General features: G+C 71.6%; 25 protein-coding genes and 5 tRNA genes. 23 read left to right on the forward strand and 7 right to left on the reverse strand.

All coding sequences use genetic code 11. The features are described from left to right. Window positions 1–2: 2 nt before the first annotated feature. Window positions 3–1,013 carry a Fe2+-enterobactin ABC transporter substrate-binding protein gene (fepB, locus tag HGK68_RS07205; protein WP_169165354.1) on the reverse strand — a complete coding sequence of 337 codons (1,011 nt, stop codon included), beginning with the start codon at window positions 1,011–1,013 and terminating at the stop codon, window positions 3–5. Between the two features lie 63 nt (window positions 1,014–1,076). Between fepB and fes the strand changes: the two genes are divergently transcribed. Further along, complete coding sequence (gene fes, locus HGK68_RS07210; RefSeq protein ID WP_169165355.1) at window positions 1,077–2,321, forward strand: enterochelin esterase; 1,245 nt, start codon at window positions 1,077–1,079, stop codon at window positions 2,319–2,321. 21 nt (window positions 2,322–2,342) lie between these two features. After that, window positions 2,343–2,960 carry a nucleoside/nucleotide kinase family protein gene (locus HGK68_RS07215; protein ID WP_169165356.1) on the forward strand — a complete coding sequence of 206 codons (618 nt, stop codon included), beginning with the start codon at window positions 2,343–2,345 and terminating at the stop codon, window positions 2,958–2,960. 58 nt (window positions 2,961–3,018) lie between these two features. On the opposite strand, the gene HGK68_RS07220 is transcribed toward HGK68_RS07215, so the two are convergent. The 5 genes from HGK68_RS07220 to HGK68_RS07240 form a co-directional block, all read right to left on the reverse strand. Then, window positions 3,019–3,579, reverse strand: coding sequence for an SMI1/KNR4 family protein (locus HGK68_RS07220; protein ID WP_169165357.1), 561 nt, complete (start codon window positions 3,577–3,579; stop codon window positions 3,019–3,021). Window positions 3,580–3,683: 104 nt separating this feature from the next. Next, a tRNA-Gly gene (locus HGK68_RS07225) sits at window positions 3,684–3,758 on the reverse strand. A gap of 46 nt (window positions 3,759–3,804) precedes the next feature. After that, window positions 3,805–3,879: transfer RNA gene (locus HGK68_RS07230), tRNA-Val, on the reverse strand. A gap of 22 nt (window positions 3,880–3,901) precedes the next feature. Beyond that, window positions 3,902–3,972 (reverse strand) — tRNA-Cys (locus tag HGK68_RS07235). Between the two features lie 55 nt (window positions 3,973–4,027). After that, window positions 4,028–4,099, reverse strand: a tRNA-Gly gene (locus HGK68_RS07240). A gap of 178 nt (window positions 4,100–4,277) precedes the next feature. On the opposite strand from HGK68_RS07240, the gene HGK68_RS07245 reads away from it, so the two are divergent. Both HGK68_RS07245 and HGK68_RS07250 read left to right on the forward strand, forming a co-directional pair. Then, on the forward strand, window positions 4,278–5,252 hold the full coding sequence (locus HGK68_RS07245) for a chorismate-binding protein (RefSeq protein WP_169166996.1): 975 nt from the start codon (window positions 4,278–4,280) through the stop codon (window positions 5,250–5,252). Then, window positions 5,249–6,013 (forward strand): aminotransferase class IV, encoded by a 765-nt coding sequence (locus HGK68_RS07250; protein WP_169165358.1) that lies wholly within the window; start codon window positions 5,249–5,251, stop codon window positions 6,011–6,013. Before HGK68_RS07245 ends, HGK68_RS07250 begins: the two co-directional genes overlap by 4 nt. Here the strand turns inward: HGK68_RS07250 and HGK68_RS07255 are convergent. Further along, entirely contained in the window at window positions 6,003–6,431 is a 429-nt protein-coding gene (locus tag HGK68_RS07255) for an SsgA family sporulation/cell division regulator (protein ID WP_169165359.1), read from the reverse strand. The genes HGK68_RS07250 and HGK68_RS07255 overlap by 11 nt on opposite strands. Window positions 6,432–6,598: 167 nt before the next feature. Between HGK68_RS07255 and HGK68_RS07260 the strand changes: the two genes are divergently transcribed. From HGK68_RS07260 to HGK68_RS07350, 19 genes are all read left to right on the forward strand, one after another. Further along, window positions 6,599–6,670, forward strand: a tRNA-Val gene (locus HGK68_RS07260). Between the two features lie 140 nt (window positions 6,671–6,810). Beyond that, window positions 6,811–8,826: a threonine--tRNA ligase gene (thrS, locus tag HGK68_RS07265; RefSeq protein WP_169165360.1), complete on the forward strand. Its 2,016-nt coding sequence runs from the start codon at window positions 6,811–6,813 to the stop codon at window positions 8,824–8,826. A 3-nt stretch (window positions 8,827–8,829) separates the two neighbouring features. Further along, entirely contained in the window at window positions 8,830–9,357 is a 528-nt protein-coding gene (locus HGK68_RS07270) for an HIT family protein (RefSeq protein WP_169165361.1), read from the forward strand. Beyond that, the gene (gene pgsA / locus HGK68_RS07275) at window positions 9,354–9,965 is read left to right on the forward strand and encodes a phosphatidylinositol phosphate synthase (protein WP_169166997.1); all 612 of its coding nucleotides are present in this window, start codon (window positions 9,354–9,356) and stop codon (window positions 9,963–9,965) included. Before HGK68_RS07270 ends, pgsA begins: the two co-directional genes overlap by 4 nt. Then, window positions 9,962–10,924 carry a phosphatidylinositol mannoside acyltransferase gene (locus HGK68_RS07280; protein WP_169165362.1) on the forward strand — a complete coding sequence of 321 codons (963 nt, stop codon included), beginning with the start codon at window positions 9,962–9,964 and terminating at the stop codon, window positions 10,922–10,924. The genes pgsA and HGK68_RS07280 overlap by 4 nt, the downstream gene beginning before the upstream one ends. 38 nt (window positions 10,925–10,962) lie before the next feature. Further along, on the forward strand, window positions 10,963–12,147 hold the full coding sequence (locus tag HGK68_RS07285) for a glycosyltransferase family 4 protein (RefSeq protein ID WP_169166998.1): 1,185 nt from the start codon (window positions 10,963–10,965) through the stop codon (window positions 12,145–12,147). After that, window positions 12,144–12,770 (forward strand): hypothetical protein, encoded by a 627-nt coding sequence (locus HGK68_RS07290; protein WP_169165363.1) that lies wholly within the window; start codon window positions 12,144–12,146, stop codon window positions 12,768–12,770. The genes HGK68_RS07285 and HGK68_RS07290 overlap by 4 nt, the downstream gene beginning before the upstream one ends. 128 nt (window positions 12,771–12,898) lie before the next feature. Then, window positions 12,899–13,747: a pyridoxal 5'-phosphate synthase lyase subunit PdxS gene (gene pdxS, locus HGK68_RS07295; protein ID WP_246260711.1), complete on the forward strand. Its 849-nt coding sequence runs from the start codon at window positions 12,899–12,901 to the stop codon at window positions 13,745–13,747. After that, complete coding sequence (locus HGK68_RS07300; protein WP_343037064.1) at window positions 13,741–14,349, forward strand: NUDIX hydrolase; 609 nt, start codon at window positions 13,741–13,743, stop codon at window positions 14,347–14,349. Before pdxS ends, HGK68_RS07300 begins: the two co-directional genes overlap by 7 nt. A 40-nt stretch (window positions 14,350–14,389) precedes the next feature. Next, the gene (locus HGK68_RS07305; protein WP_246260664.1) at window positions 14,390–15,580 is read left to right on the forward strand and encodes a pyridoxal phosphate-dependent aminotransferase; all 1,191 of its coding nucleotides are present in this window, start codon (window positions 14,390–14,392) and stop codon (window positions 15,578–15,580) included. A 204-nt stretch (window positions 15,581–15,784) separates the two neighbouring features. Continuing rightward, window positions 15,785–16,411 (forward strand): pyridoxal 5'-phosphate synthase glutaminase subunit PdxT, encoded by a 627-nt coding sequence (pdxT, locus tag HGK68_RS07310; protein ID WP_169165365.1) that lies wholly within the window; start codon window positions 15,785–15,787, stop codon window positions 16,409–16,411. Between the two features lie 7 nt (window positions 16,412–16,418). Beyond that, a complete protein-coding gene (locus HGK68_RS07315) occupies window positions 16,419–17,174 on the forward strand; it encodes a YebC/PmpR family DNA-binding transcriptional regulator (protein ID WP_169165366.1) in 756 nt (251 codons plus the stop codon). Window positions 17,175–17,266: 92 nt separating this feature from the next. Next, window positions 17,267–17,836 carry a crossover junction endodeoxyribonuclease RuvC gene (ruvC, locus tag HGK68_RS07320; protein WP_169165367.1) on the forward strand — a complete coding sequence of 190 codons (570 nt, stop codon included), beginning with the start codon at window positions 17,267–17,269 and terminating at the stop codon, window positions 17,834–17,836. A gap of 97 nt (window positions 17,837–17,933) precedes the next feature. After that, window positions 17,934–18,551, forward strand: a complete 618-nt coding sequence (gene ruvA, locus HGK68_RS07325; protein WP_169165368.1) for a Holliday junction branch migration protein RuvA — start codon at window positions 17,934–17,936, stop codon at window positions 18,549–18,551. Next, window positions 18,544–19,596, forward strand: a complete 1,053-nt coding sequence (gene ruvB, locus HGK68_RS07330) for a Holliday junction branch migration DNA helicase RuvB (RefSeq protein WP_169165369.1) — start codon at window positions 18,544–18,546, stop codon at window positions 19,594–19,596. The genes ruvA and ruvB overlap by 8 nt, the downstream gene beginning before the upstream one ends. A gap of 113 nt (window positions 19,597–19,709) precedes the next feature. Continuing rightward, a complete protein-coding gene (gene yajC, locus HGK68_RS07335) occupies window positions 19,710–20,132 on the forward strand; it encodes a preprotein translocase subunit YajC (RefSeq protein WP_169165370.1) in 423 nt (140 codons plus the stop codon). 126 nt (window positions 20,133–20,258) lie between these two features. After that, entirely contained in the window at window positions 20,259–22,253 is a 1,995-nt protein-coding gene (secD, locus tag HGK68_RS07340) for a protein translocase subunit SecD (protein WP_246260665.1), read from the forward strand. After that, window positions 22,253–23,341: a protein translocase subunit SecF gene (gene secF / locus HGK68_RS07345; RefSeq protein WP_169165372.1), complete on the forward strand. Its 1,089-nt coding sequence runs from the start codon at window positions 22,253–22,255 to the stop codon at window positions 23,339–23,341. Before secD ends, secF begins: the two co-directional genes overlap by 1 nt. Window positions 23,342–23,343: 2 nt before the next feature. Then, complete coding sequence (locus tag HGK68_RS07350; RefSeq protein ID WP_169165373.1) at window positions 23,344–23,895, forward strand: adenine phosphoribosyltransferase; 552 nt, start codon at window positions 23,344–23,346, stop codon at window positions 23,893–23,895. The last annotated feature ends 34 nt before the right edge of the window (window positions 23,896–23,929 follow it).

A 23,929-nucleotide genomic window follows, 5' to 3' on the forward strand; every position in this document is an offset into this window, starting at 1 on the left:
GCTCAGCCGAACAGCTGCGCGACGGTGTCGGCGATCTCGGCGCCGGAGTAGTAGTCGATCCGGAACGAGTTCTTCCCGAGCGCGTACACCTGCCCGCTGCGCACCGCGGGGGCGTTCGCCAGCACGGGCTCGGCGCGCAGTGCCGCCGCCGTGTCGTCGTCGCCGTTGATGACCAGCACCGTGTCACCGGTCAGCGCCTGCACGGTGTTCTCCAGCGAGACGAAGGCGAAGTCGTTGCGCGCCTGATCGCTGGTGTCCAGGGCGTCGTCGGCACCCACCACGTCGAAGCCGAGTGCCGTCAGCAGCGTGCCGTGCGATCCGCCCGGCTTGGCGAAGGCGGTGTCGCCGCTGGAGCCGTTGAACACCACGGCGTTGGTGCTGCCCGACGGGACGGTGATCGCCGCGGCGACCTCGGCGATGTGCGTGTCGAAGTCGTCGATGGTGTCCTGCGCCTGCTGTTCCATGCCGATCGCGGCGCCCAGCTCGGTGGCGACGTCCTGCCAGTCCGAGGTGGAGTAGTTGATCCCGATGGTCGGGGCGATGGCGCTGAGCGCGTCGTACTGGTCGGCCGTGGAGTCGGCACCGGTGGTGGACACTACGATCAGGTCCGGGTCGGCGGCGATCACCGCCTCCTCGTCGAACTCCAGGTTCTGGTACAGCACCTCGACGTCGCGGTCGACCGCCACCTCGGCCCACCAGTCGAAGAAGCCGGTGTCCTGGTTGCTCGCCGCCGGGGTGGTGGCGGCGGAGGCGACCACCGGGGCGTCCATCGACAGCAGGATGCCGGTCAGGGTCACCGAGGTGGACACGATCCGCAGCGGCTCGGACGCGATCTCGGTGCTGCCGAGCTCGTGGTCGACGGTCCGCGGCCAGGCGCTGTCGGTGGTGCCGGTGGCCGGGTCGGTCCGGCTGGTGTCGGTGGACCAGGTGTCGGTGGATCCGGCGGAGCAGGCGGCGGTCAGGGCGACCAGGGCGGCGGCGGCGACGGCGCCCAGTCGGCGGGTGTGGAGCATGACCATCCTTCGTGTCGTGGACCCCTTGACGGGTCAGGTGATAGGTAAGGCTAACCTATCCTCATGCTGCAGCCGATGACCCATGCCGCCGGCCGACGTCCCGCCACCGAGGAACTGCGGGTGCTCCCCGACCTGGCCCCGGGCGCGACACCCGGCACCGACATCTGGTGGGAGCAGGCCACCGCCACCGGCACCCCGCTGTCCTTCCCCGACGGACTGCCGACGGAGGACGGCAGGCGCACCGGCGTCCCCACGCTGCTGTTCCTGGCCCGCGAGTCGGCGCACCCGACGGTGTACCTCGACCTCAATGGCCTCACCGACCGCACGGATCCACGGGTCGGCACCATGACGCCGGTGCCGGGGACCGACATCCACCTGGCGGCGTTCGCCGTGCACTCGGACTACGTCGGGTCGTACACGCTGATCCCGGTCGACGGGCCGCTGGTGTCCCCGGCGGAGCGGAACACCCCCGAGGCCCGCGCCTGGTGGCTCGGAGTGCTCGCCCGCTCCCGTGAGGACCCCTTCGCCCGCGGGCGCCGGTTCACCGGATCCCTCGGTGGTCGCAGCGCCGTGGCGCGCCTCGGCGCCGAGCCGCCACCGCTGCCCGCCACCGAGCCGCCCACCGCCCTGACGTGGCACCGTCCGGACGGCCTCCAGCAGCGGCTGTGGCTCTGGCTGCCGGAGGAGTCCGAGGTGGGACTCGCGCTGTTCTTCGACGGCCAGATGTGGGCCGAGCGGCTGCCGGTGGCGCCGATCCTCGCCGACCTGCACCGACGGCACGCGATCCCGCCGACCGCTGCGGTGCTGATCGACCCCATCGACCGCGATCACCGCTCAGCCGACCTGGCCGGTGCCGACGACTACCTGGACCGGTTGGTCGACGATCTGCTGCCGCTGATCGACGCCGAGCTGCGCGCCCGCGGGCGGAGCCGGGTCACCATGCCCGCGCGCACCGTGGCCGTCGGCCAGTCCTTCGGTGGGCTGGCAGCCTTCCGGCTCGCCCTGCGGCACCCGGAGGTGGTCGGCGCCGTGCTGAGTCAGTCCGGCTCCTTCTGGTGGCCGACCATGGCCGAGGACGCGCCGCGGGCCGTGCTCGACCGACTGCGGACCCTGCCGCCCCGCACCACCCGGACGGTCCTGCAGGTGGGCCGGTACGAGGGCCTGCTCACCCGCACCAACCACGAGCTGGCAGCGCTGATCGCCGAGCGCGGCGAGCACTTGGAACTCCGGGAGGTGCCGGGCGGACACGACTGGGCCTGGTGGTCCGAGCGACTGGCCGACGGACTGGTCGCGGTGCTGGGGGAGTGAGCGGCGGGGCAGACTGTGCGGGTGCGTGTCGAACCGGTCAGCCCCGCCCAGATCCGGGACCGACTCGTGGACCGGGTCCTCGGCCTCGGGCAGCGCCCCCGGGTCCTGGTCGACGGTTGGGCCGTCACCCGTCCGGAGCTCCTGGCCGCCGACCTCGTCGAGCCGTTGCGCGCGGCCGGGCGCGAGGTGGCCGTGGTGCTGGCCGCCGATTTCCTGCGACCGGCCTCGGTGCGCTGGGAGTTCGGCCGGGACGACCCGGACGCCCTGCTCGACATCGCGCTGGACTCCGGTGCCCTGATCCGCGAGGTGCTCGACCCGTGGGAGGCGGGCACGGCCTATCTGCCGGCCCTCTGGGACGCCCACCAGGACCGTTCGGCCCGGCGCCGCACCGAGCCGGTGCCGGAGCGCGGCGTCCTGCTGCTCGCCGGTGAGCTGCTGCTCGGCCGCTGGCTGCCGGTCGACCTGAGTGTGCACCTGGCGCTGCGCCCGGACATGCTGGCCCGCCGACTGCCCGCGCAGGAGCGCTGGCGGTTGGCGACCGACGCCCGCTACCGGGAGGAGGTGGACCCGGAGGCGGTCGCCGACCTGGTGCTCCGGGTCGACCACGCCGACCGACCGGGCTGGGTCACCCAGCGCTGACCCGGCCCTGACCCGGCGCCGACATGGCCCGGCGCCGGGTGCCGGGCGGCGGTAGGGGTCAGTACAGCTCGACGATGGTCAGCACGTCGTCGTCCAGCTCGTACTCGCCGGACTCGATCAGCTCGTTCGCCCGGGCCAGGTAGCCGCCGAGGCTGGTCGCCAACGGCTCGTCCAGCTCCGGGTCCTCCGGTCGGACGAAGACCTGGCCGACCGTGCCCCGCTCGCCCGGGTCCAGGTCGATCAGCAGGGCGTCGCCGTCCACGGTCATCACCGGGATCCAGTCCGGCGACCAGTCGGACCACCGGTACCAGGACGGCTGGGCGGCGGGGGTCCGGGTGCTGGTGTCGGACAGCTCCCGGTGGAAGCGCACCAGCTCGTCCACCGAGCAGAAGCTGAGGTGGTTGATCATGCCGTGCACGCCGTCCGGGTCGTGCTGACCGTTGGCGATCGACAGCAGCTCGCGCAGCTCCGGCGGGGTGGAACCGTCCAGCACCTCGTCCAGCCGGTCGAGTTCCTCGGCGGTGGCGGGCGGGTTGAAGGTGGCGGCCGACTCGGGGGCCAGGCGCTCCAGGTGGGCGCGCAGGCGACGGAACTCGGTGCTGACATCCGGGGTGCTCACCCGAGGAGTATGCCCGGTGTGGCTGACCCGCGAGTGCGAGGCTCGGGTGTTGACCGGGACAACGACGAAGGCGTCCGACCCCGGGGGAGTCGGACGCCTTCGGCTGGAGCGGATGACGGGATTCGAACCCGCGACCCTCACCTTGGCAAGGTGATGCTCTACCACTGAGCCACATCCGCAAACGAACAGCGAGGCCGTTCCGGTCGGAACCGGAACGGCCCTTGCTGGTGGGCGATACTGGGATCGAACCAGTGACCTCTTCCGTGTCAGGGAAGCGCGCTACCGCTGCGCCAATCGCCCAGTGGAAACCACTGGAAATACGAGGTGGAGACGGGATTCGAACCCGTGTATACGGCTTTGCAGGCCGCTGCCTCGCCTCTCGGCCACTCCACCCTGAGACCTCAGTCCTCAGCGATCGTGACCGATCGACCAGGAGTGTCTGCCTCCGAGCGGATGACGGGATTCGAACCCGCGACCCTCACCTTGGCAAGGTGATGCTCTACCACTGAGCCACATCCGCATTGCACCTTCTGTCCGACCTGATCGGCCGGGCTGCCCGGTGCGTCCTGAACTGTACGCGAACTTCTGAGCGGGAGTCCAATCCGGGTGGTGTTCCGCGTGATCACCGCGATGTGGACGCTCCTGCGGGCATCTCGTCCGGCTACCGTGTGCGGGTGCTGACCGAGGGCTGGGCGCGGATGGGTGGTCACGAGCTGCGCGGTGTCCTGGAGTCGGTGCCGGATGTGGTGGCGGAGCCGGAGCGGCTGCGTACGCCGGGCGACTGGGTGATGGTCGGGGACTTCGACGGCCCGGTCCGCGCCTGGCGGTTCGCCGAGCGACAGCCGATCTCCCCCGCAGACCGGCCGTGGAACGCTCCTGGGGAGTGGACCAGCTCGCTCGACCGAGCCGCCTACACCGACGGTGTGCGCCGGGTGCGGGCGGCGATCCGCGACGGCGCGGTGTACCAGGCCAACCTCTGCCGGGTGCTCGCCGCCGAACTGCCGACTGAACCGTCCGCCGCCGCGCTGGCCGACCGGCTCGCCGTGGGCAACCCGGCACCCTTCGCCGCGGCGGTCCAGGTGCCCGGGCAGTGGGTGGTCAGCGCCTCGCCCGAGCTCTTCCTGCGGGTCGCCGACGGGCGAGTGACCTCGTCGCCGATCAAGGGCACCGCCCGCACCCCGGGCGGCCTGAGCGCGAAGGACCGGGCGGAGAACGTGATGATCACCGATCTGGTCCGCAACGACCTGCAACGGATCTGCCGCCCGGGCACGGTGCGGGTGGACGAGCTGCTGGCGGTCGAGGAACACCCCGGCCTGGCGCATCTGGTGTCCACCGTCAGCGGGGAGCTGCGCACGCAGGACTGGTCCGCGCTGCTCGCCGCCACCTTCCCGCCGGGTTCGGTGTCCGGTGCCCCGAAGTCGTCGGCGCTGCGGATCATCGCCGAGCTGGAGACCGCCCCCCGGGGGCCGTACTGCGGGCTGGTCGGCTGGTGCGAGGTGGCTGCGGACGGTGCGCTGCGGGCCGAGCTGGCGGTGGGGATCCGGACGTTCTGGTGGGCCGACGGGATGCTGCGCTTCGGCACCGGAGCCGGGATCACCTGGGGCAGCGACCCCGAACAGGAGTGGGCGGAGACCGAATTGAAGGCGGAACGACTGATCGGGCTGACGGCATGAGGGTCTGGGCGCGCGGCCGACTGCTCGACCCGGCGGACCCGGTGTATCCCGCGTCCGACCCGGTGCCGACCCACGGACTGGGCCTGTTCGAGACCTGCGCGGTGATCGACGGCCGGGTGTTCGCCCTGGACCGGCATCTGGCCCGCTTGCGGCGATCGGCGGCGGCCCTGGACCTGGCCGTCGACGAGGACGCGATCACCGCCGGGGTGGCGGCGGTCACGGGCCCGGACGTGGGGCGACTGCGGATCACCGTCGGTTCGCCGCACGGCCCGGTGCTGGTGGCGGAGTCGTCGCCGAGCCGCCCGTCGCCCGCGCTGCACCGCAGTTCCTGGGTGCGCAACGAGCGATCGCCGCTGGCCGGCCACAAGTCCACCGCCTACGCCGCCGACGCCCTGGCCCTGGCCGATGCGCGACGCCACGGGGCCGACGAGGCGGTGCTGGCCGACACCCGGGATCGACTGAGCGAGGGCAGTACCTCGAACGTCTGGGTGGAGCTGGACGGCGAGCTGCTCACCCCGACCCTGGCCAGCGGTTGCCTGCCCGGGGTGATGCGGGAGCTGGTCCTGGAGTGGTCGGCGCGGGCGGGTCTCCCGGTGCGCGAGGTCGACCTGCCGTGGACGGTGCTGGACCGTCGGGACATCGGTCTCGCGGTCAGCAACGCGCTGCGCGGCTTCGTCCCGGCGCGGGCGCTGGACGGCAGACCGCTCGGCACCACCCCGGTGATCGCGGCGGTGCGGGAACTGGTGGACCTCAGGCGGTGAGCAGGGCGGCGATCAGCGCCGTCAGCTCGCCCTCCATCCGCTCGCTCTCGCCGCCGATCCCGACCAGTTCCTCGGTGCGGGTCAGGAAGTGCTCCACCGCGTCGGCCGGGGCCGCCAGCAGGGCCGACCCCTCGATGCCGGTCAGGGAGAGCAGCACGAACAGCGGGTCCTCGTCCCGCCACACCTGCACGTCGCCGTTGCCGGCCGGATCGTCGGAGTCGGCGAGCATCCCCTGCACCAGCAGGTCACGGCCGATCAGCCAGACCGAGGTGGACTGGGGGCTGCTGAACACGGCGCGGACGGTGTACGGGTCGCTGGCACGGTAGGAGAGCTCGGCGGTCACCGGCAGCACGCTCGCGTCGGAGCTGATCAGCTGCATGGCGACCGACTCGACGACGTCGTCACTGTGCTGGGCCATGGCGTCACCCCCCTTTCGTGGTTGGTCCATGATGGCAGCCCGAGGGTGCCAGGCCGAGCACGGTTGCGCACTTTCACCCGGCCGAACTCCTCATGCCGGACCCATCCGGCCAGCGTGCGGCCGGTTTTTCGTTTCGGCCCTCGGGTCTGTATGGTGGTGTCAACACCGGGCGATTGGCGCAGTGGTAGCGCGCTTCGTTCACACCGAAGAGGTCACTGGTTCGAACCCAGTATCGCCCACCCGCGTGTCGAAGGCCCTGATCCCATGCGGATCGGGGCCTTCGTCGTGTCAGCGGCGGTCCCGTCGGTCCCGGTCGGTAGCATCGGGGGTGGCCAGGCGCGCGAGGCGCCCGGTGAACCGAAGCCGAGGAGACCCATCCGTGTCCGAGAACCTCACCCTCACCGTCGACGGCAGCCCGACCACCGCCGCGACCGGGACCACGGGGGCGGACCTGTTCTCCGACCGCAAGGACGTCGTGGTCGTCCGGGTCGACGGCGAGCTGTGGGACCTGTCCCGTGCGCTGCCCGAGGGCGCGACCGTCGAGTCGGTCACCATCGACTCCTCGGACGGCCTGAGCGTGCTGCGCCACTCCGCGGCCCACGTCCTCGCGCAGGCGGTGCAGGAGGTCAACCCGACCGCCAAGCTCGGCATCGGCCCCCCGGTCACCGACGGCTTCTACTACGACTTCGACGTCGAGACCCCGTTCACCCCGGAGGACCTGCGCAAGCTGGAGAAGGTGATGAGCCGGATCGTGCGCGAGGGCCAGACCTTCCGCCGGGTGGAGGTCACCGACGAGGAGGCGCGCGCTATGGCGGCCGACGAGCCGTACAAGCAGGAGCTGATCGGCCTGAAGTCCACCGCTACCGAAGCGGGTGAGGGCGCCTCGGTCGAGGTCGGCGACGGCGGACTGACCTACTACCAGAACGTGCGCGGCGCGGGCCGGGAGTCGGAGACCGTGGTCTGGCAGGACCTGTGCCGTGGCCCGCACCTCCCCAGCACCAAGCTGCTCGGCAACGGCTACCAGCTGACCCGCTCGGCCGCCGCCTACTGGCGCGGCTCGGAGAAGAACCCGCAGCTGCAGCGGATCTACGGCACCGCCTGGCCGACCAAGGACGAGCTCAAGGCGTACCTGGACCGGATCGCCGAGGCCGAGCGCCGCGACCACCGCCGGCTGGGCAACGAGCTGGACCTGTTCTCCTTCCCGGACGCGATCGGCTCCGGCCTGGCGGTGTTCCACCCCAAGGGCGGCATCATCCGGATGGAGATGGAGGAGTACTCCCGCCGCAAGCACGTCGAGGCCGGGTACTCCTTCGTGAACTCCCCGCACATCACCAAGCAGCAGCTGTTCGAGATCTCCGGGCACCTGGACTGGTACGCCGACGGCATGTACCCGCCGATGCAGCTGGACGAGGAGCGGGACGCCGACGGCAACGTCACCAAGCAGGGGCAGAACTACTACCTCAAGCCGATGAACTGCCCGATGCACAACCTGATCTTCGACTCCCGGGGTCGGTCCTACCGGGAGCTGCCGCTGCGGCTGTTCGAGTTCGGGACCGTCTACCGGTACGAGAAGTCCGGTGTGGTGCACGGCATGACCCGGGCCCGCGGCTTCACCCAGGACGACGCGCACATCTACTGCACCCGTGAGCAGATGAAGGACGAGCTGACCAGCCTGCTCACCTTCGTACTCGACCTGCTCAAGGACTACGGCCTCGACGACTTCTACCTGGAGCTGTCGACCCGCAACCCGGAGAAGTCGGTCGGTGAGGACTCCGCCTGGGAGGAGGCCACCGAGACCCTGCGGCAGGTGGCCACCGAGTCCGGCCTGGAGCTGGTCCCGGACCCGGGCGGCGCCGCCTTCTACGGCCCGAAGATCTCCGTGCAGGCCAAGGACGCGATCGGCCGCACCTGGCAGATGTCGACCATCCAGCTGGACTTCAACCTGCCGGAGCGGTTCGAGCTGGAGTACACCGCCCCCGACGGCACCCGGCAGCGGCCGGTGATGATCCACCGCGCGCTGTTCGGATCCATCGAGCGGTTCTTCGCGGTGCTGACCGAGCACTACGCCGGGGCGTTCCCGGCCTGGCTCGCGCCGGTGCAGGTGCTGGCGGTGCCGGTGGCGGAGGCCTTCGACGAGTACCTCGGCGAGGTGGTCGCTCAGCTGCGCGCCCAGGGCATCCGGGCCGAGGTCGACCGTTCGGACGACCGGTTCGGCAAGAAGATCCGCAACGCCGCCACCCAGAAGATCCCGTTCGTGCTGATCGCGGGCGGTGAGGACGCCGAGGCCGGTGCGGTGTCCTTCCGGTTCCGGGACGGCTCGCAGGAGAACGGCGTGCCGGTGGCTGACGCCGTGCAGCGGATCGTCACCGCGGTCCGCGAGCACGCGCAGGTCTGAGCCGTGGAGGAGAACGCCGCCGATCTGGCCGGCACCCCGGACGGCTTCGGTCGTCTGTGGGTGCCGCACCGGATGGCGTACATCGGCGGGGAGAACAAGCAGGGCTGCCCGTTCTGTCGCGCGCCCGGGCTCTCCGACGAGGAGGGGCTGATCGTCGCGCGGGGGTCGCATGCCTTCGTGCTGATGAACCTGTACCCGTACAACGGCGGTCACCTACTGGTCTGCCCCTACCGCCACGTCGCCGACTACACCGAGCTGGACGGTGACGAGGTGGCCGAGGTCGCGCACCTCACCCGCACCGCGATGACCGTGCTGCGCGCCGTGTCCGGCCCGGACGGCTTCAACCTGGGGATGAACCAGGGTGCGGTCGCCGGGGCCGGGATCGCGGCCCACCTGCACCAGCACGTGGTGCCGCGCTGGGCCGGTGACGCCAACTTCCTGCCGATCGTCGCGCAGACCCGGGCGCTGCCCGAGCTGTTGGCCGACACCCGGACCCGGCTCGCCGCGGCGTGGCCAGGGGAGGACGACTGATGGATCGCCTGCGGGGCTTCGCCACCTGGTTCTTCACCCCGGTGGCCGACCGGCTGCTGCGCTGGAGGGTGTCGCCGGACGCCGTCACCATCACCGGCACCGTGATCGTGGTGCTGGCCGCGATGACGCTGCTGCCCACCGGGCACCTGCTCGCGGGGAGCCTGATCATCACGGTCTTCGTGCTCACCGACTCCCTGGACGGAGTGATGGCGCGCCGGGCCGGTCGCTCGGGAGCCTGGGGTGCGTTCCTGGACTCGACGCTGGACCGGTTCGCCGACGCGGCGATCTTCACCGGGCTCACCCTGTGGTTCGTGGGCCGGGACGACGCGGTGGGCGACTGGGGGCTGGGCCTCGCGCTCGCCTGCCTGGTGCTCGGCTCGATCGTGCCCTATGCCCGCGCCCGCGCCGAGGGACTCGGAATGACCGCCAAGGTGGGCATCGCCGAGCGCGCCGACCGGCTGGTGGCGGTGCTGGTCGCGATCTTCCTGGTCGGTGTCGGCCTGCCCGCGGTCGTGCTGGTCGTCGTGCTCGGGCTGCTGGCCGTGGCGTCGCTGATCACCGTGGTGCAGCGGATGGCGACCGTGCGCAGGCAGGCGGTCCAGCAGTGAGGATCGACGTCGCGAAGGCGTACGCCACCGCCTGGCGGATCACCGGGAAGCTGCCGGACGGTGTGGTGCGCGGAGCGTTCCGTCTGGTCGCCGACGTGACCTGGCTGCGGCACGGCGAGGGCGTCCGCCGCCTGGAGGACAATCTGCGCCGGGTGCGCCCGGAGCTGGACGCGAAGGCGCTGTGCCGACTGTCGCTGGCCGGGATGCGCTCCTACATGCGCTACTTCGGTGAGGCCTTCGCCCTGGTCGGGGTGTCGCCGGAGCAGATCGACGCGCGGGTGCGGCTCGACGGTGACCTGTCGGCGGTCGAGCGGATGCAGAGCGGCGAGATGGTCGTGATGGCCCTCGGGCACCTGGGCAACTGGGACCTGGCCGGTGCCTGGGCCACCCGGAACCTCGGCCGCACGCTCACCGTCGCCGAGCGGTTGAAGCCGGAGGCGCTGTTCCAGGAGTTCCTGGCGTTCCGGGAGAGCCTGGGGCTGGAGATCATCGCGCTGTCCGGTGCCGGTGGCGGCGTGTTCCGCGAGCTGGTCCGTGGCATTCGGCGCGAGGGGGGCGGCCTGGTGCCGCTGCTGGCCGACCGCGACCTGACATCGCGCGGGGTGGAGGTGGACCTGTTCGGCGAACGGGCCCGGGTCGCCGCCGGTCCGGCCGCCCTCGCGCTGTCCACCGGGGCGCCACTGTGTGCCACCGTGATCCGCTACGAGCGCCTGCACGGGGCCCGACGCCGGGCGGCCGGCACCGGGTGGGGCATCGTGGTGGAGTTCTCCCCGATCCTTACCCCGGACCCCGAGCTGCCCAAGGCCGAGCGCATCCCGGCCCTGACCCAGCGCTGGGTGGACGAGCTGGCGGCGGGCATCCGCCGTTACCCGCAGGACTGGCATATGTTGCAGCGGGTGTTCGTCGCCGACCTGGACCCGGAGCGCTACGCCCGGACGAAGGCGGAGGCGGGGGAGTGAGCGCCGCCCTGGACGCGCTGCGCAGCCCCGAGCGCCCGTTGCGGGTCGGCATCGTCTGTCCCTACTCCTTCGACGCCCCCGGCGGGGTGCAGTTCCACATCCGCGACCTGGCCGAGGCGCTGATCGCCCGGGGCCACACCGTCGGCGTCCTGGCACCGGCGGACGACGACACCCCGATCCCGGACTACATGACCTCGGCCGGGCGCGCGGTGCCGGTGCGTTACAACGGGTCGGTGGCCCGGCTCGCCTTCGGACCGCTGACCGCCGCCCGGGTGCGACGTTGGCTGGAGGCCGGGCAGTTCGACGTGCTGCACCTGCACGAGCCGATGAGCCCGTCGCTGTCCATGCTCGCGCTGTGGATCGCCGACGGCCCGGTGGTCGCGACCTTCCACTCCTCGCAGCAGCGGTCCCGGTCGTTGCAGGTGGCCTACCCGCTGGTCCGGCAGTCGTTGGAGAAGATCAACGCCCGGATCGCCGTCTCCGAGGACGCCCGACGGACCCTGGTCGACCACCTCGGCGGCGACGCCGTGGTGATCCCGAACGGGGTGTACGTCCAGCACTTCGCCGACGCGCCCACCGATCCGCGGTGGACCGGGACCCCGGAGCGGCCCACCGTCGCCTTCCTCGGCCGGTTGGATGAGCCGCGCAAGGGCCTGCCGGTGCTCCTGGCAGCGGTGCCCGCCGTCCGGCGCGCCATCCCGGGTGTGCGGTTCCTGATCGCCGGCCGGGGCGACACCGGGCCGGAGGACGTGCGCGAGCTGATCGGGGACGACGCCGAGGCCGTCGAGTTCCTCGGCGGGGTCTCCGACGAGGAGAAGGCGGCGCTGTTCCGCTCGGTGGACGCCTACGTCGCGCCTCAGACCGGCGGTGAGTCCTTCGGCATCGTGCTGGTCGAGGCGATGAGCGCCCACACCCCGGTGGTGGCCAGCGACCTCGGTGCGTTCCGCCGGGTGCTGGCCGACGGCCAGGCGGGCGAGCTGTTCCGCACCGGCGACGGCGACGATCTCGCCCGGGTGCTGGCCGACCTGCTGGCCGACCCGGCGCGGCGCGCCGACCTGGCGGACCGTGGCTCCGCCGCGGTGCTGCGCTACGACTGGTCCACCGTCACCCACCAGATCCTCACCGTGTACGAGATGGCGGTGGAGAGCGGGCACGCGCCGGTGGGCGAGGACCCGTCGTCGGTGCGCGGCCGACTGCGGCGCTGGCGGGGTGACGACCAATGACCTGGAGCGAGATCACCGTCGTCGTGGTGACGGTGCTGGTGCTGATCGTCTGGTGGGTGTGGATCACCGCGAACCGGATCGACCGCCTGCATCGCAAGGTCGCCGCCTCCCGCGCGGTGGTGGACACCCAATTGCTGCGCCGAGCCTCCGCCGCGTCCACGCTGTCGGCCTCCGGCCTGCTGGACCCGGTCAGTTCGGTGCTGATCGGCGAGGCCGCCTGGGCGTCGATCAGCGCGGGTCGCACCGACACCGGCGGGATCGCACCGCTGCCCGCCGGGATCGCCGCGCCGACCCCCGAGGCCGATCGGGGCTGGCTGGAGAGCGAGCTGTCGGCCACCCTGCGCGAGGTGCTCGACGACCCGGCCGAGATCGCGGAACTGCGCGACGAGCCCGGCGGCGCCGACCTCCTCGACGCCCTGGCCGACGCCTGGTACCGGGTGCAGCTGGCCCGTCGCTTCCACAACGAGGCGGTCGCCCAGGCGCAGCGGATGCGTCGGGGGTGGGCGGTCCGCACCTTCCGGCTCGCGGGCCGCGCCCCCATGCCGCAGACCCTGGAACTCGACGACGCCTGGCCGACCGCGCTCGGCGCCGCCGGTGCACCGCCGGAATCGTCGTCCGCCTGACCCGCGGCCGGGCTTACGATGACCGGACGCTAGCCGCTGACATCAATTGCGAGGGAACTGTGACCGACAGCACCACCACCCCCACCAGCAGCGACGCCGCTTTCGGCACCGCCCGGGTGAAGCGCGGCATGGCCGAGATGCTCAAGGGCGGCGTGATCATGGATGTGGTCACCGCCGAGCAGGCGAAGATCGCCGAGGACGCCGGTGCGGTGGCCGTGATGGCGCTGGAGCGGGTGCCCGCCGACATCCGCGCCCAGGGTGGCGTGGCCCGGATGAGCGACCCGGACCTGATCGACGGCATCGTGAACGCGGTGTCCATCCCGGTGATGGCCAAGGCCCGGATCGGTCACTTCGTCGAGGCCCAGGTGCTGCAGGCGCTCGGGGTCGACTACATCGACGAGTCCGAGGTGCTCACCCCGGCCGACTACGCCCACCACATCGACAAGTGGCAGTTCACCGTGCCCTTCGTCTGCGGTGCGACCAACCTGGGCGAGGCGCTGCGCCGGATCACCGAGGGCGCGGCGATGATCCGCTCCAAGGGCGAGGCCGGCACCGGGGACGTCTCCAACGCCACCACCCACATGCGCACCCTCCGGGACGAGATCCGTCGGCTGTCCTCGCTGCCCGAGGACGAGCTGTTCCTCGCCGCCAAGGAGCTGCAGGCGCCCTACGAGCTGGTCGCCGAGGTCGCCAAGAACGGCAAGCTCCCGGTGGTGCTGTTCACCGCCGGTGGCATCGCCACCCCGTCCGACGCGGCGATGATGATGCAGCTCGGCGCCGAGGGTGTGTTCGTCGGCTCCGGCATCTTCAAGTCCGGCAACCCGGCCGAGCGCGCGGCGGCGATCGTGAAGGCGACCACCTTCTACGACGACCCGGACGTGATCGCCAACGCCTCCCGTGGCCTGGGTGAGGCGATGGTCGGCATCAACGTGGACGACGTCCCGGTGCCGCACCGCCTGGCCGAGCGCGGGTGGTGAATTCCACCGGCACCGGCCCGTCGCTCCCCGTGGGGAACGGCGGGCCGGTGCCGTCCCCGGGCTCCGACGCCCAGCCGGCGACCGTCCCGTCCCTGGGCCCCGATTGGCTGCCCGGCCCGGACGGACTGCCGTTCCGCACCGCGGCGCGGGTGCTGCTGCTGGACGAGCAGGACCGGGTGCTGCTGGTGCGCGGGCACGACGTGGACCAGCCGGAACGCAGCTGGTGGTTCACCGTCGGCGGCGGTCTGGAACCGGGGGAGTCGGCCCGGGAGGGCGCCGTGCGCGAGGTCTTCGAGGAGACCGGCCTGGTGCTGGACCCCGCGGGCCTGATCGGACCGGTCTGGTCCCGGTCGGCGGTCTTCGACTTCCTGCTGCAGCGCTGCCGCCAGGACGAGGAGTTCTTCCTGGCCCGGGTCGACGGCGCCGCGGAGCTGATGCGTGACGGCTGGACCGAGCTGGAGGCAGCGGTCCTGGACGAGATGCGCTGGTGGCCGGTGGCCGAGCTGGACGCGGTGCAGATCGAGGTCTTCCCGGCCGGGTTGGCCGCGCTGATCCGCCCGCTGCTCACCGGCTGGGACGGCGTGACCCGGCAGGTCGACTGAAACGTACTGGGCGGTAACGTCTCGGGGTATCGTTCGGCGCGTGCCGATCTCCACCTCACCCGCCACCCGCATCCACCGCTCCGGAATCCGGACCCTGATGGAACTCGCCATGCGCGATCCGGAGGCGATCCGGCTGGAGATCGGTGAACCCGACGCCACCACCCCCGCCCACGTGGTCGCGGCCGCCGCCCGGGACGCCGCCGCCGGTCACACCGCGTACACCTCCAGCACCGGTGAGCCGGAGCTGCGGGCGGCGCTGGCCGAGAAGGTCACGCGGGTGAACGCCATCCCGGTCACCGCCGACGACGTCGTGGTCTCGCACGGTGCCATGCACGGACTGGCGATGGCGATCAGCGCGCTGGCCGGACCGGGGGAGCAGATCCTGCTGCCGGACCCGGAGTTCCCGAACTGGCGGATGGCGGCCGTCGCCGCGAACGTCGAGGTCGGCACCTACCCGGCGCGGGCGGAGAACGGCTTCGTGCCGACGCTGGCCGACATCGAGGCCGCGATCACCCCCGCGACCCGGATCATCGTGGTCTGCTCGCCGAACAACCCGACCGGCGCGATGTATCCCGCCGACCTGCTGGCCGGTGTGGTGGAGCTGGCCCGCCAACACGATCTGTGGGTGTTCTCCGACGAGTGCTACGAGGCGATCACCTTCGGCGCCCCGCATGTCAGCCCGGCCACCTTCGACACCGACGACCGGGTGGTCACCTTCTTCAGCTTCTCCAAGACCTACGCGATGACCGGCTGGCGGATCGGCTACGCCGTCTCCCGGAACGCGCACGTGATCGACCTGCTCGGCCAGGTCGCCGAGGCCACCGTCGCCTGCCCGTCCTCGGTCGGTCAGCGGGCCGCCCTGGCGGCGGTCACCGGACCGCAGGACGAGGTCGCCACCGCCGTCGACTCCTACCGGGAGCGGCGGGACGCGGCGGTCGCCCTGTTGGAGCGGCGCGGGATCGGGTGCGTCCGGCCCGAGGGCGCGTTCTACCTGATGGTCGACATCTCGGCGGCGACCGCCGACTCCGAGGCCTTCGCGCTGCGGCTCCTGGACGAGCGGCACGTCTCGGTGTCGCCCGGCAGCGCCTTCGGCCCCGGTGGCGAGGGGATGGTCCGGGTGTCCCTGGCCGCCGAGCGCACCGGACTGCTGGAGGGCCTGGCGCGCCTCGCCGACCAGATCACCGCCTGGTCCGACCTCACCGTCCCGTCCCCCGAGTCCGCCACCGCCTGACCCACCCACCCCACCCATCGGCCCGCCCCCGCCCCCCCCGCCCCCCGGGGTCGAGGTCGTGGGTTCGCGCCACGATCGGGTCGGGGAAGTGCCGATCTCGGGGGCGAAGTGCCGACGTCGGCTGATGACCGTCCGAGCGGTGCGGACCGCTGCCACGGGTGGGCGCGGTCGGGGGCGGGTTGCGGGGATTCGTAGGATGTCCGGGTGACTGTGACGGTGGGCGTGCTGGCCCTGCAAGGCGATGTCCGCGAGCACCTGGCGGCACTGGAGGCGTCCGGGGCGCGAGCGGTGCCGGTGCGTCGGACCACCGAACTCGATGCCGTGGACGCGCTGGTGCTGCCCGGCGGCGAGTCGACCACCATCGACAAGCTGCTGCGCGCCTTCGACCTGGACGGGCCGATCCGGGACCGCCTGGCCGCCGGGATGCCCGCCTACGGTTCATGTGCCGGGATGATCCTGCTCGCCGACCGGATCGAGGGCGGCATCGACGGTCAGCGGACCCTCGGCGGGCTGGACGTCACCGTGCGCCGGAACGCCTTCGGGCGGCAGGTGGACTCCTTCGAGACCGACCTGCGGATCGACGGCATCCCGGAGTCCGAGCGCGATCCGGTGCACGCCGTCTTCATCCGCGCGCCGTGGGTCGAGGAGATCGGTCCGGCGGCCACCGCGCTGGCTCGCGTCGAATCCGGGCCGGTCGCCGGTAGGATCGTCGCGGTGCGCCAGGGCTCGCTGCTCGCCACGTCCTTCCATCCGGAGGTGACCGGCGACACGCGCGTGCACCGTTTGTTCGTGGAGATGGTCCGCGAAGCAGGACTGCGATCGAAGGGATAGGGCACCGATGTCGGGGCATTCCAAGTGGGCCACCACCAAGCACAAGAAGGCGGCGATCGACGCCAAGCGCGGCAAGCTGTTCGCCAAGCTGATCAAGAACATCGAGGTCGCCGCGCGCGTCGGTGGCGGTGACCCGGCGGGCAACCCGACCCTGGTCGACGCGATCCAGAAGGCCAAGAAGTCGTCGGTGCCGAACGACAACATCGACCGCGCGGTCAAGCGTGGGTCCGGTCTCGAGGCCGGCGGCGCCGACTACCAGACGATCATGTACGAGGGCTACGGCCCCGGCGGCATCGCGGTGCTGGTCGAGTGCCTGACCGACAACCGGAACCGGGCCGCCTCCGACGTGCGGGTGGCCTTCACCCGCAACGGCGGTCAGATGGCCGACCCGGGCTCGGTCGCCTACGTCTTCTCCCGCAAGGGCGTCGTGATGGTCCCCGCCGAGGGCACCGACGAGGACTCGGTCACCATGGCGGTGCTCGAGGCCGGCGCCGAGGACGTCACCCGGATGGGCGACTTCTACGAGGTGCTGAGCGAGGCCACCGACCTGGTCGCGGTGCGCACCGCCCTGCAGGAGGCCGGGATCGACTACGAGTCCGCCGACTCGGTGTTCTACCCGTCCACCCAGGTCGAGGTCGACGTCGAGGGCGCCCGCAAGATCCTGCGCCTGATCGACGCGCTGGAGGACTCGGACGACGTGCAGAACGTCTTCACCAACTTCGACGCCTCGGACGAGGTGATGGCCGCCCTCGACGAGGAGTGAGCCGTCCAGCAGTCCGGTACGACGCCCCGCCGCACGGTTCGATGCGGCGGGGCGTCGTCGTGTTCGGCCCCGGGGCTGAGAGACTGCGTGCCATGCGCGTGCTCGGCATCGACCCCGGTCTGACCCGTTGCGGCCTCGGGGTCGTCGACGGGCTGTCGGGTCGACGGGTGCGGATGGTCGCGGTCGGGGTCGCGCGGTCGGGCCCCACCGAGGACATCGACCAGCGGCTGCTGCGGATCGGCGACCAGCTGGAGGTCTGGCTGGAGGAGCACGCACCGGACACCGTGGCGATCGAGCGGATCTTCGCCCACGACAACCTGGACTCGGTGATCGGCGTCGCCCAGGTGACCGGCATCGCGATGTTGGCCGCCGCCCGGCGCAAGATCCCGGTGGCGCTGCACTCGCCGAGCGAGGTGAAGGCCGCCGTCACCGGCAACGGCCGCGCCGACAAGCCGCAGGTCCAGCACATGGTGACCCGCCTGCTGGATCTGACCGAGATCCCCAAGCCCGCCGACGCCGCCGATGCGCTGGCGATCGCGATCACCCACCTGTGGCGGCCGGCGGGTGCCGTCGGAGGGCCGCAGCGCGCGCCCGGTGCGATGACCGCCGCGCAGCGGGCCTGGGCCGAGGCCGAACAGAAGGCGCGCCGGGTCCGGGCCTGAGCGGCCTGCTGCGCTGCGTGTCGTTCGTACACCTGTTCGCACCCGTGGCAGACTGCCGCGCAGTTGATCGAGAGTCGTCGAACGGAAGGAACCCGGCGTGATCGCCTCGGTGCGCGGGACGGTGCTGACGGTGCGGCTGGACGCCGCGGTGGTCGAGGTCGGCGGGGTCGGGATGCTGGTGCATGCCACGCCGACGACCCTGGCCGGGCTGCGGGTGGGGCAGGAAGCACGGCTGGCCACCTCGATGGTGGTGCGGGAGGACTCGCTCACTCTGTTCGGCTTCGGCGACGACGACGAGCGCGACGTCTTCGAGGTGGTGCAGTCGGTCTCCGGTGTCGGGCCTCGGCTGGCGCTGGCGATGCTGGCGGTGCACACCCCGGACGGGCTGCGCCGGGCCGTGGCCACCGAGGACCTGGCGGCGCTCAAGCGGGTGCCCGGCATCGGCCAGAAGGGCGCGCAGCGGATCGTCCTGGAGCTCGGTGACCGGCTCGGTGCGCCGACCGGTGACGGTCCGGGGGCCGGTGCGGCCCCGGTGGCCGCCACCGATCACCGCGACGAGGTGGTCGAGGCACTGGTGGGTCTGGGCTGGAACCTCAAGGTCGCCCAGGAGGCGGTGGCGGCCGTCCTCGCCGACCGGGACGGCGCCGTGGGTCCCTCGGACATGGCGGGTGTGCTGCGGGCCGCGCTGCGGGGTCTGGGCGCCAACCGTGGCTGAGGACGTCGCGCCCGTGGAGGAGGACGCCACCGAGTCGTTGGTCCGGGCCGGTGCGGACGACCTGGAACGTGCCGCCGAGGCGGCGCTGCGCCCGCGGCACCTGGACGAGTTCGTGGGACAGCCGGTGGTGCGCGAGCAACTGTCCCTGGTGCTGCAGTCGGCGCTCGCCCGCGGCAGGACACCGGACCACGTGCTGCTCTCCGGTCCGCCCGGCTTGGGCAAGACCACCCTGGCGATGATCATCGCCGCCGAACTGGGTGCCTCGCTGCGGGTCTCCAGTGGTCCCGCGATCCAGCACGCCGGTGACCTGGCGGCGATCCTGTCGTCGCTGGAGGAGGGCGAGGTGCTGTTCCTGGACGAGATCCACCGGCTCGCCCGTCCGGCGGAGGAACTGCTCTACGTCGCGATGGAGGACTTCCGGGTCGACGTCGTGGTGGGCAAGGGGGCGGGTGCCAGCGCGATCCCGCTCAGCCTCCCGCCGTTCACGGTGGTGGGCGCGACCACCCGGGCCGGGCTGCTGCCGGCGCCGCTGCGGGACCGGTTCGGGTTCACCGGGCACCTGGACTTCTACGCCGACGGGGAGCTGGAGCGGGTGCTGATGCGGTCGGCCGGGCTGCTCGGGGTCCCGCTGGACCGGGATGCCGCGGCCGAGATCGCCTCCCGGTCCCGGGGAACGCCGCGGATCGCCAACCGGCTGCTGCGTCGGGTGCGGGACTGGGCGGAGGTGCGGGGGACCGGCGAGCTGACCCTGGAGGCGGCGCGGTCGGCGTTGGCGGTCTACGAGGTGGACGAACGCGGCCTGGACCGGTTGGACCGTGCGGTGCTGCGGGCGCTGTGCGTGCGCTTCGGCGGGGGACCGGTCGGGCTGACCACGCTGGCCGTCGCGGTCGGCGAGGAGCCGGAGACGGTGGAGACCGTGGCCGAGCCGTTCCTGGTGCGCGAAGGGCTGATCGGACGGACGCCCCGGGGTCGCGTCGCCACGGCCGAGGGCTGGGCACACCTGGGCCTGACCGCTCCGGCGGGTGGCGGAACGCTCTTCGGTTAGGGCGGTTCGGGCGATCTGAGGCGAAACGCCGGGAACCTCGCATCGAGGGCAGTCGTTAGGAGGCCCGGAGCCGTGGCGCCTAGACTGCGGCGGACGTCCTTCGAAGGAGCATTGTGGAACTGATCATCATCCTCGTCATCGGTGTCGCGGCGATGTGGTTCATGTCGACCCGTGCCCGCAAGCAGCAGCGCGAGGCGATGAGCTTCCGGGACAACCTCCAGCCCGGCCAGGAGGTGATGACCGGCTCCGGCCTGTTCGGCACCGTGGTCTCGGTCGAGGGCGATGTCGTCACCCTGGAGTCCACCCCCGGCAACGAGTCCCGCTGGCTGAAGGCGGCGATCGCCAAGCTGGTCGACCCGCCGGTCGAGGAGACCGAGGACGACGAGGACGAGGACCTCACCGCGGACGAGCTGGTCGACGCCGAGCACGACGAGTTCGAGCCCACCCAGCGCTCGGTCGCGGGCACCACCGGGACCACCGAGCCGGCCGCGACCATCGAGCCCTTCGGCGACGAGGACCGCAAGAACAAGAACTGATCACGTCGAGGTCCCCACACCGAGCCGCTCGGGGCCCTACCATCCGTACCGCCCGCAGACCGCGGGCGGTACGCGCACGAGAGAAGAAGATCGTTGGCCCCTCCCACACGCCGCCGGCATCGTCCGGTGCGCACGCTGATCACGCTCGTGGTCCTGATCGTCGCCCTCTTCGCCGCCCTGTTCGGTGGCACGAAGTGGTCTGACGCGACCTGGACCCCGAAGCTGGCACTCGACCTGGAGGGTGGCACCCAGCTCATCCTCGCGCCCAAGACCGAGGACAACGCCAGCGTCAGCCGCGAGACGATCCAGCAGGCGATCGAGGTCATCCGCCAGCGCGTGGACTCCTCCGGCGTCGCCGAGGCCGAGATCACCAGCCAGGGCGGGTCCAACATCGTCGTGGCGCTGCCGGGCAAGCCCAGCGAGGCCACGCTGGACCTGGTCCGCACCTCGGCCCAGATGGAGTTCCGGCCGGTGCTGACCTACGCCGACCCGACGCCGACCGCGACCGACGGTGCCACCGCCGACCCGTCCGACCCCTCGGCCACCGGGGCGCCCGACGCCGACGCCACGATCAGCCCGGACGGCCTCGCCACCTCGGAGCCGACCGACGGTGCCACCGCCGAGAACTCCTCGGCCTCCTCCGACGCCGTGTTCAGCAATGCCGTGTCCACCGGCGACGACGCTGTGATCCGGGACGCTGCGGCCACCGACGACCCGACCGCCGAGCCGAGCCCGTCCGCCTCCGCCGGAACCGACGGCAGCGCCACCGGCCCGGAGTCGCCGAGCGACATCAACTACTACGTCACCGAAGACGTGCTCCAGCGGTTCAACGAGCTGGACTGCACCGACCCGAAGAACCTCACCGGCGGCGACACAGCCGACCCGGACACCGCGCTGGTCACCTGTGACCCGACCGGGACGATCAAGTACATCCTCGGCCCGGTGGAGATCACCGGTGACCACATCTCCAACGCCACCTCCGGCATCGGCGTGAACTCGCAGGGTGTCTCCACCGGCCAGTGGGTGGTGAACCTGTCCTTCGACGGCACCGGCACCGACGAGTTCAAGACCGTCACCACCCGGTTGCAGGGGCTGCAGTCGCCGCAGAACCAGTTCGCGATCGTGCTGGACGGACTGGTCATCTCCGCCCCGTCGCTGTCCCCGGGCACGATCATCGCGGACGGCAAGGCGGAGATCTCCGGCTCGTTCAACCGGGAGTCCGCCACCACGCTGGCCAACCAGCTGAAGTTCGGTGCGCTGCCGATCTCCTTCGACGTGCAGTCGGAGGAGCAGATCTCCGCCACGCTCGGCTCCGAGCAGCTGGAGAAGGGCCTGATCGCGGGCCTGATCGGTCTTCTGCTGGTGGTGATCTACTCGCTGTTCCAGTACCGCGCGCTGGGCTTCGTCACCGTGCTGTCCCTGGTGATCGCCGCGGTGCTGACCTACGGCGTGATCACCCTGTTGTCCTGGACCCAGGGGTACCGCCTGTCGCTGCCCGGTGTGGCCGGTCTGATCGTCGCGATCGGTATCACCGCCGACTCGTTCATCGTCTACTTCGAACGCATCCGGGATGAGCTGCGCGAGGGCCGCACCCTGGTCGCCGCGGTGGACCGTGGCTGGGAGCGGGCACGCCGGACCATCCTGGCCTCCGACGCGGTGAACTTCCTGGCCGCGATCGTGCTCTACTTCCTGGCCGTCGGCTCGGTGCGGGGCTTCGCCTTCACCCTGGGTCTGACCACGCTGCTCGACCTGCTGATCGTCTTCGTCTTCACCCACCCGGTGATGTTGCTGATCGCCAAGACGAAGTTCTTCGGCAGCGGTCATCCGCTGTCCGGTCTGGACCCGCGTCGGCTCGGTGCCACCGGTGGCACCCGCTACGTCGGCCGTGGCCGGGTCGCCACCGGGCGCCGCGACGCGGACCCCGAGGACGGCGGACTCAGCACCGAGAACCCGCTGGTGGCGACCACGGTCGCCGGTGGCACGATCGCCGAGCGCCGGGCCGCCGCACGGGCCGCCGCGCAGGGGACAGCACCGCACGACGCCGCATCGCACGACACGGCACCGACTGACACGCCGACGGACGGCAGCACCCCGGCCGAGCGCACCGAGGGGAACGACTGATGGCCGTCAACTTCGCCCAGTGGGGCAATGACCTGTACACCGGTCGCCGGTCGTACGACATCGTGGGCCGTCGCAAGCTCTGGTTCCTGATCGGCGCGATTTTGGTCGTGCTCTCGGCGATCCTGCTGGTCAAGCCGGGCCTGCAGCCGGGCATCGAGTTCCGCGGTGGTTCGCAGTTCACCGTGTCGAACGTCAAGGACCTGGACCAGCAGCCCGCGATCGACGCGGTCGCCGAGGTGTCCTCGGAGGAGGTGCCGCGGGTCACCACGGTCGGTTCCTCGACCATTCGGGTGCAGACCGCCGAGCTGACCAACGAGCAGGTCGAGAAGGTGCGCACCGCGTTGCAGGACGCCTACGGCGTGACCGACGACGACGTGGCCTCCTCCTTCATCGGCCCGACCTGGGGCTCGGACGTCTCCAAGAAGGCCGCGCAGTCCCTGGTGGTCTTCCTGGTGCTGCTCGCGGTCGTGATGACCGTGTACTTCCGCAACTGGCGAATGGCTGCGGCGGCGATCATCGCGCTGTTCCACGACATCGCGGTCACGGTCGGCGTGTACGCGGCGGTCGGCTGGGAGGTCACCCCCGCCACGGTGATCGGTTTCCTCACCATCCTCGGGTACTCGGTCTACGACACCGTGGTGGTCTTCGACAAGGTGCGCGAGAACACGATCGCCATCACCGAGCAGAGCCGCGCCACCTACGAGGAGCGGGCGAACCTGGCGGTCAACCAGACCCTGGTCCGCTCGATCAACACCTCGGTGGTCGCGCTGCTGCCGGTCGCGGCGATCCTGTTCATCGGTGCCTTCGTGCTCGGTGCCGGAACGCTGCGCGACATCGCGCTGGCCCTGTTCGTCGGCATGTTCATCGGCGCGTTCTCGTCGGTGTTCCTCGCCACCCCGCTGGAGGTCGCCTTCCGACTGCGTGAGCGGCCGATCAAGGAGCACACCGCCAAGGTCCTGGCGGGACGCACCGCCGCTGTGACCGAGTTCGGGTCCGACGGCGCCGCCGAGCCGATCCGCATGACCGGTCAGATCCGTCCGGGCACCCACCAGGGCACCTCCGCCCAGCCGCGCCGGAAGGGCCGCTGAACATGACCACCTCGCAGAACATCACCGACGAGAAGCTGGCAGCCCGGATCGAGGACCTGATCCGGGACGTGCCCGACTACCCGAACCCGGGCGTGATCTTTAAGGACATCACCCCGCTGCTGGCCGACGCCGAGGCGTTCGCGGCCACGATCAAGGCGATGGCCCACGCGATCCCGGGTCCGATCGACCTGGTCGCCGGCATGGAGGCCCGTGGCTTCATCGTCGCGGCCCCGGTGGCGCAGGAGCTCGGCGCCGGGTTCATCCCGATCCGCAAGGCGGGCAAGCTGCCCGGCCCGGTCGCTCACCGCGACTATCAGCTGGAGTACGGCGAGGCCACCGTCGAGGTGCACCCCTTCACCGTCCCGGCCGGTTCCCGGGTGCTGGTGGTCGACGACGTGCTCGCCACCGGTGGCACCGCCCTGGCGACCATCGAGCTGCTGCAGGAATGCGGTGCCGAGGTGGTGGGGTTGAGCTTCCTGATGGACCTGACGTTCCTGCCCGGCCGTGAGCGCCTGACGGGATATCCGGTGAACGCCCTGCTGAACGTGGGCTGAGCCGGTCGTAGAATCGTGCGATCGTCCACTCGGG

It is taken from the genome of Cellulomonas taurus, from assembly GCF_012931845.1.
In the GTDB taxonomy this organism is placed as follows: Bacteria; Actinomycetota; Actinomycetes; order Actinomycetales; family Cellulomonadaceae; genus Cellulomonas; species Cellulomonas taurus.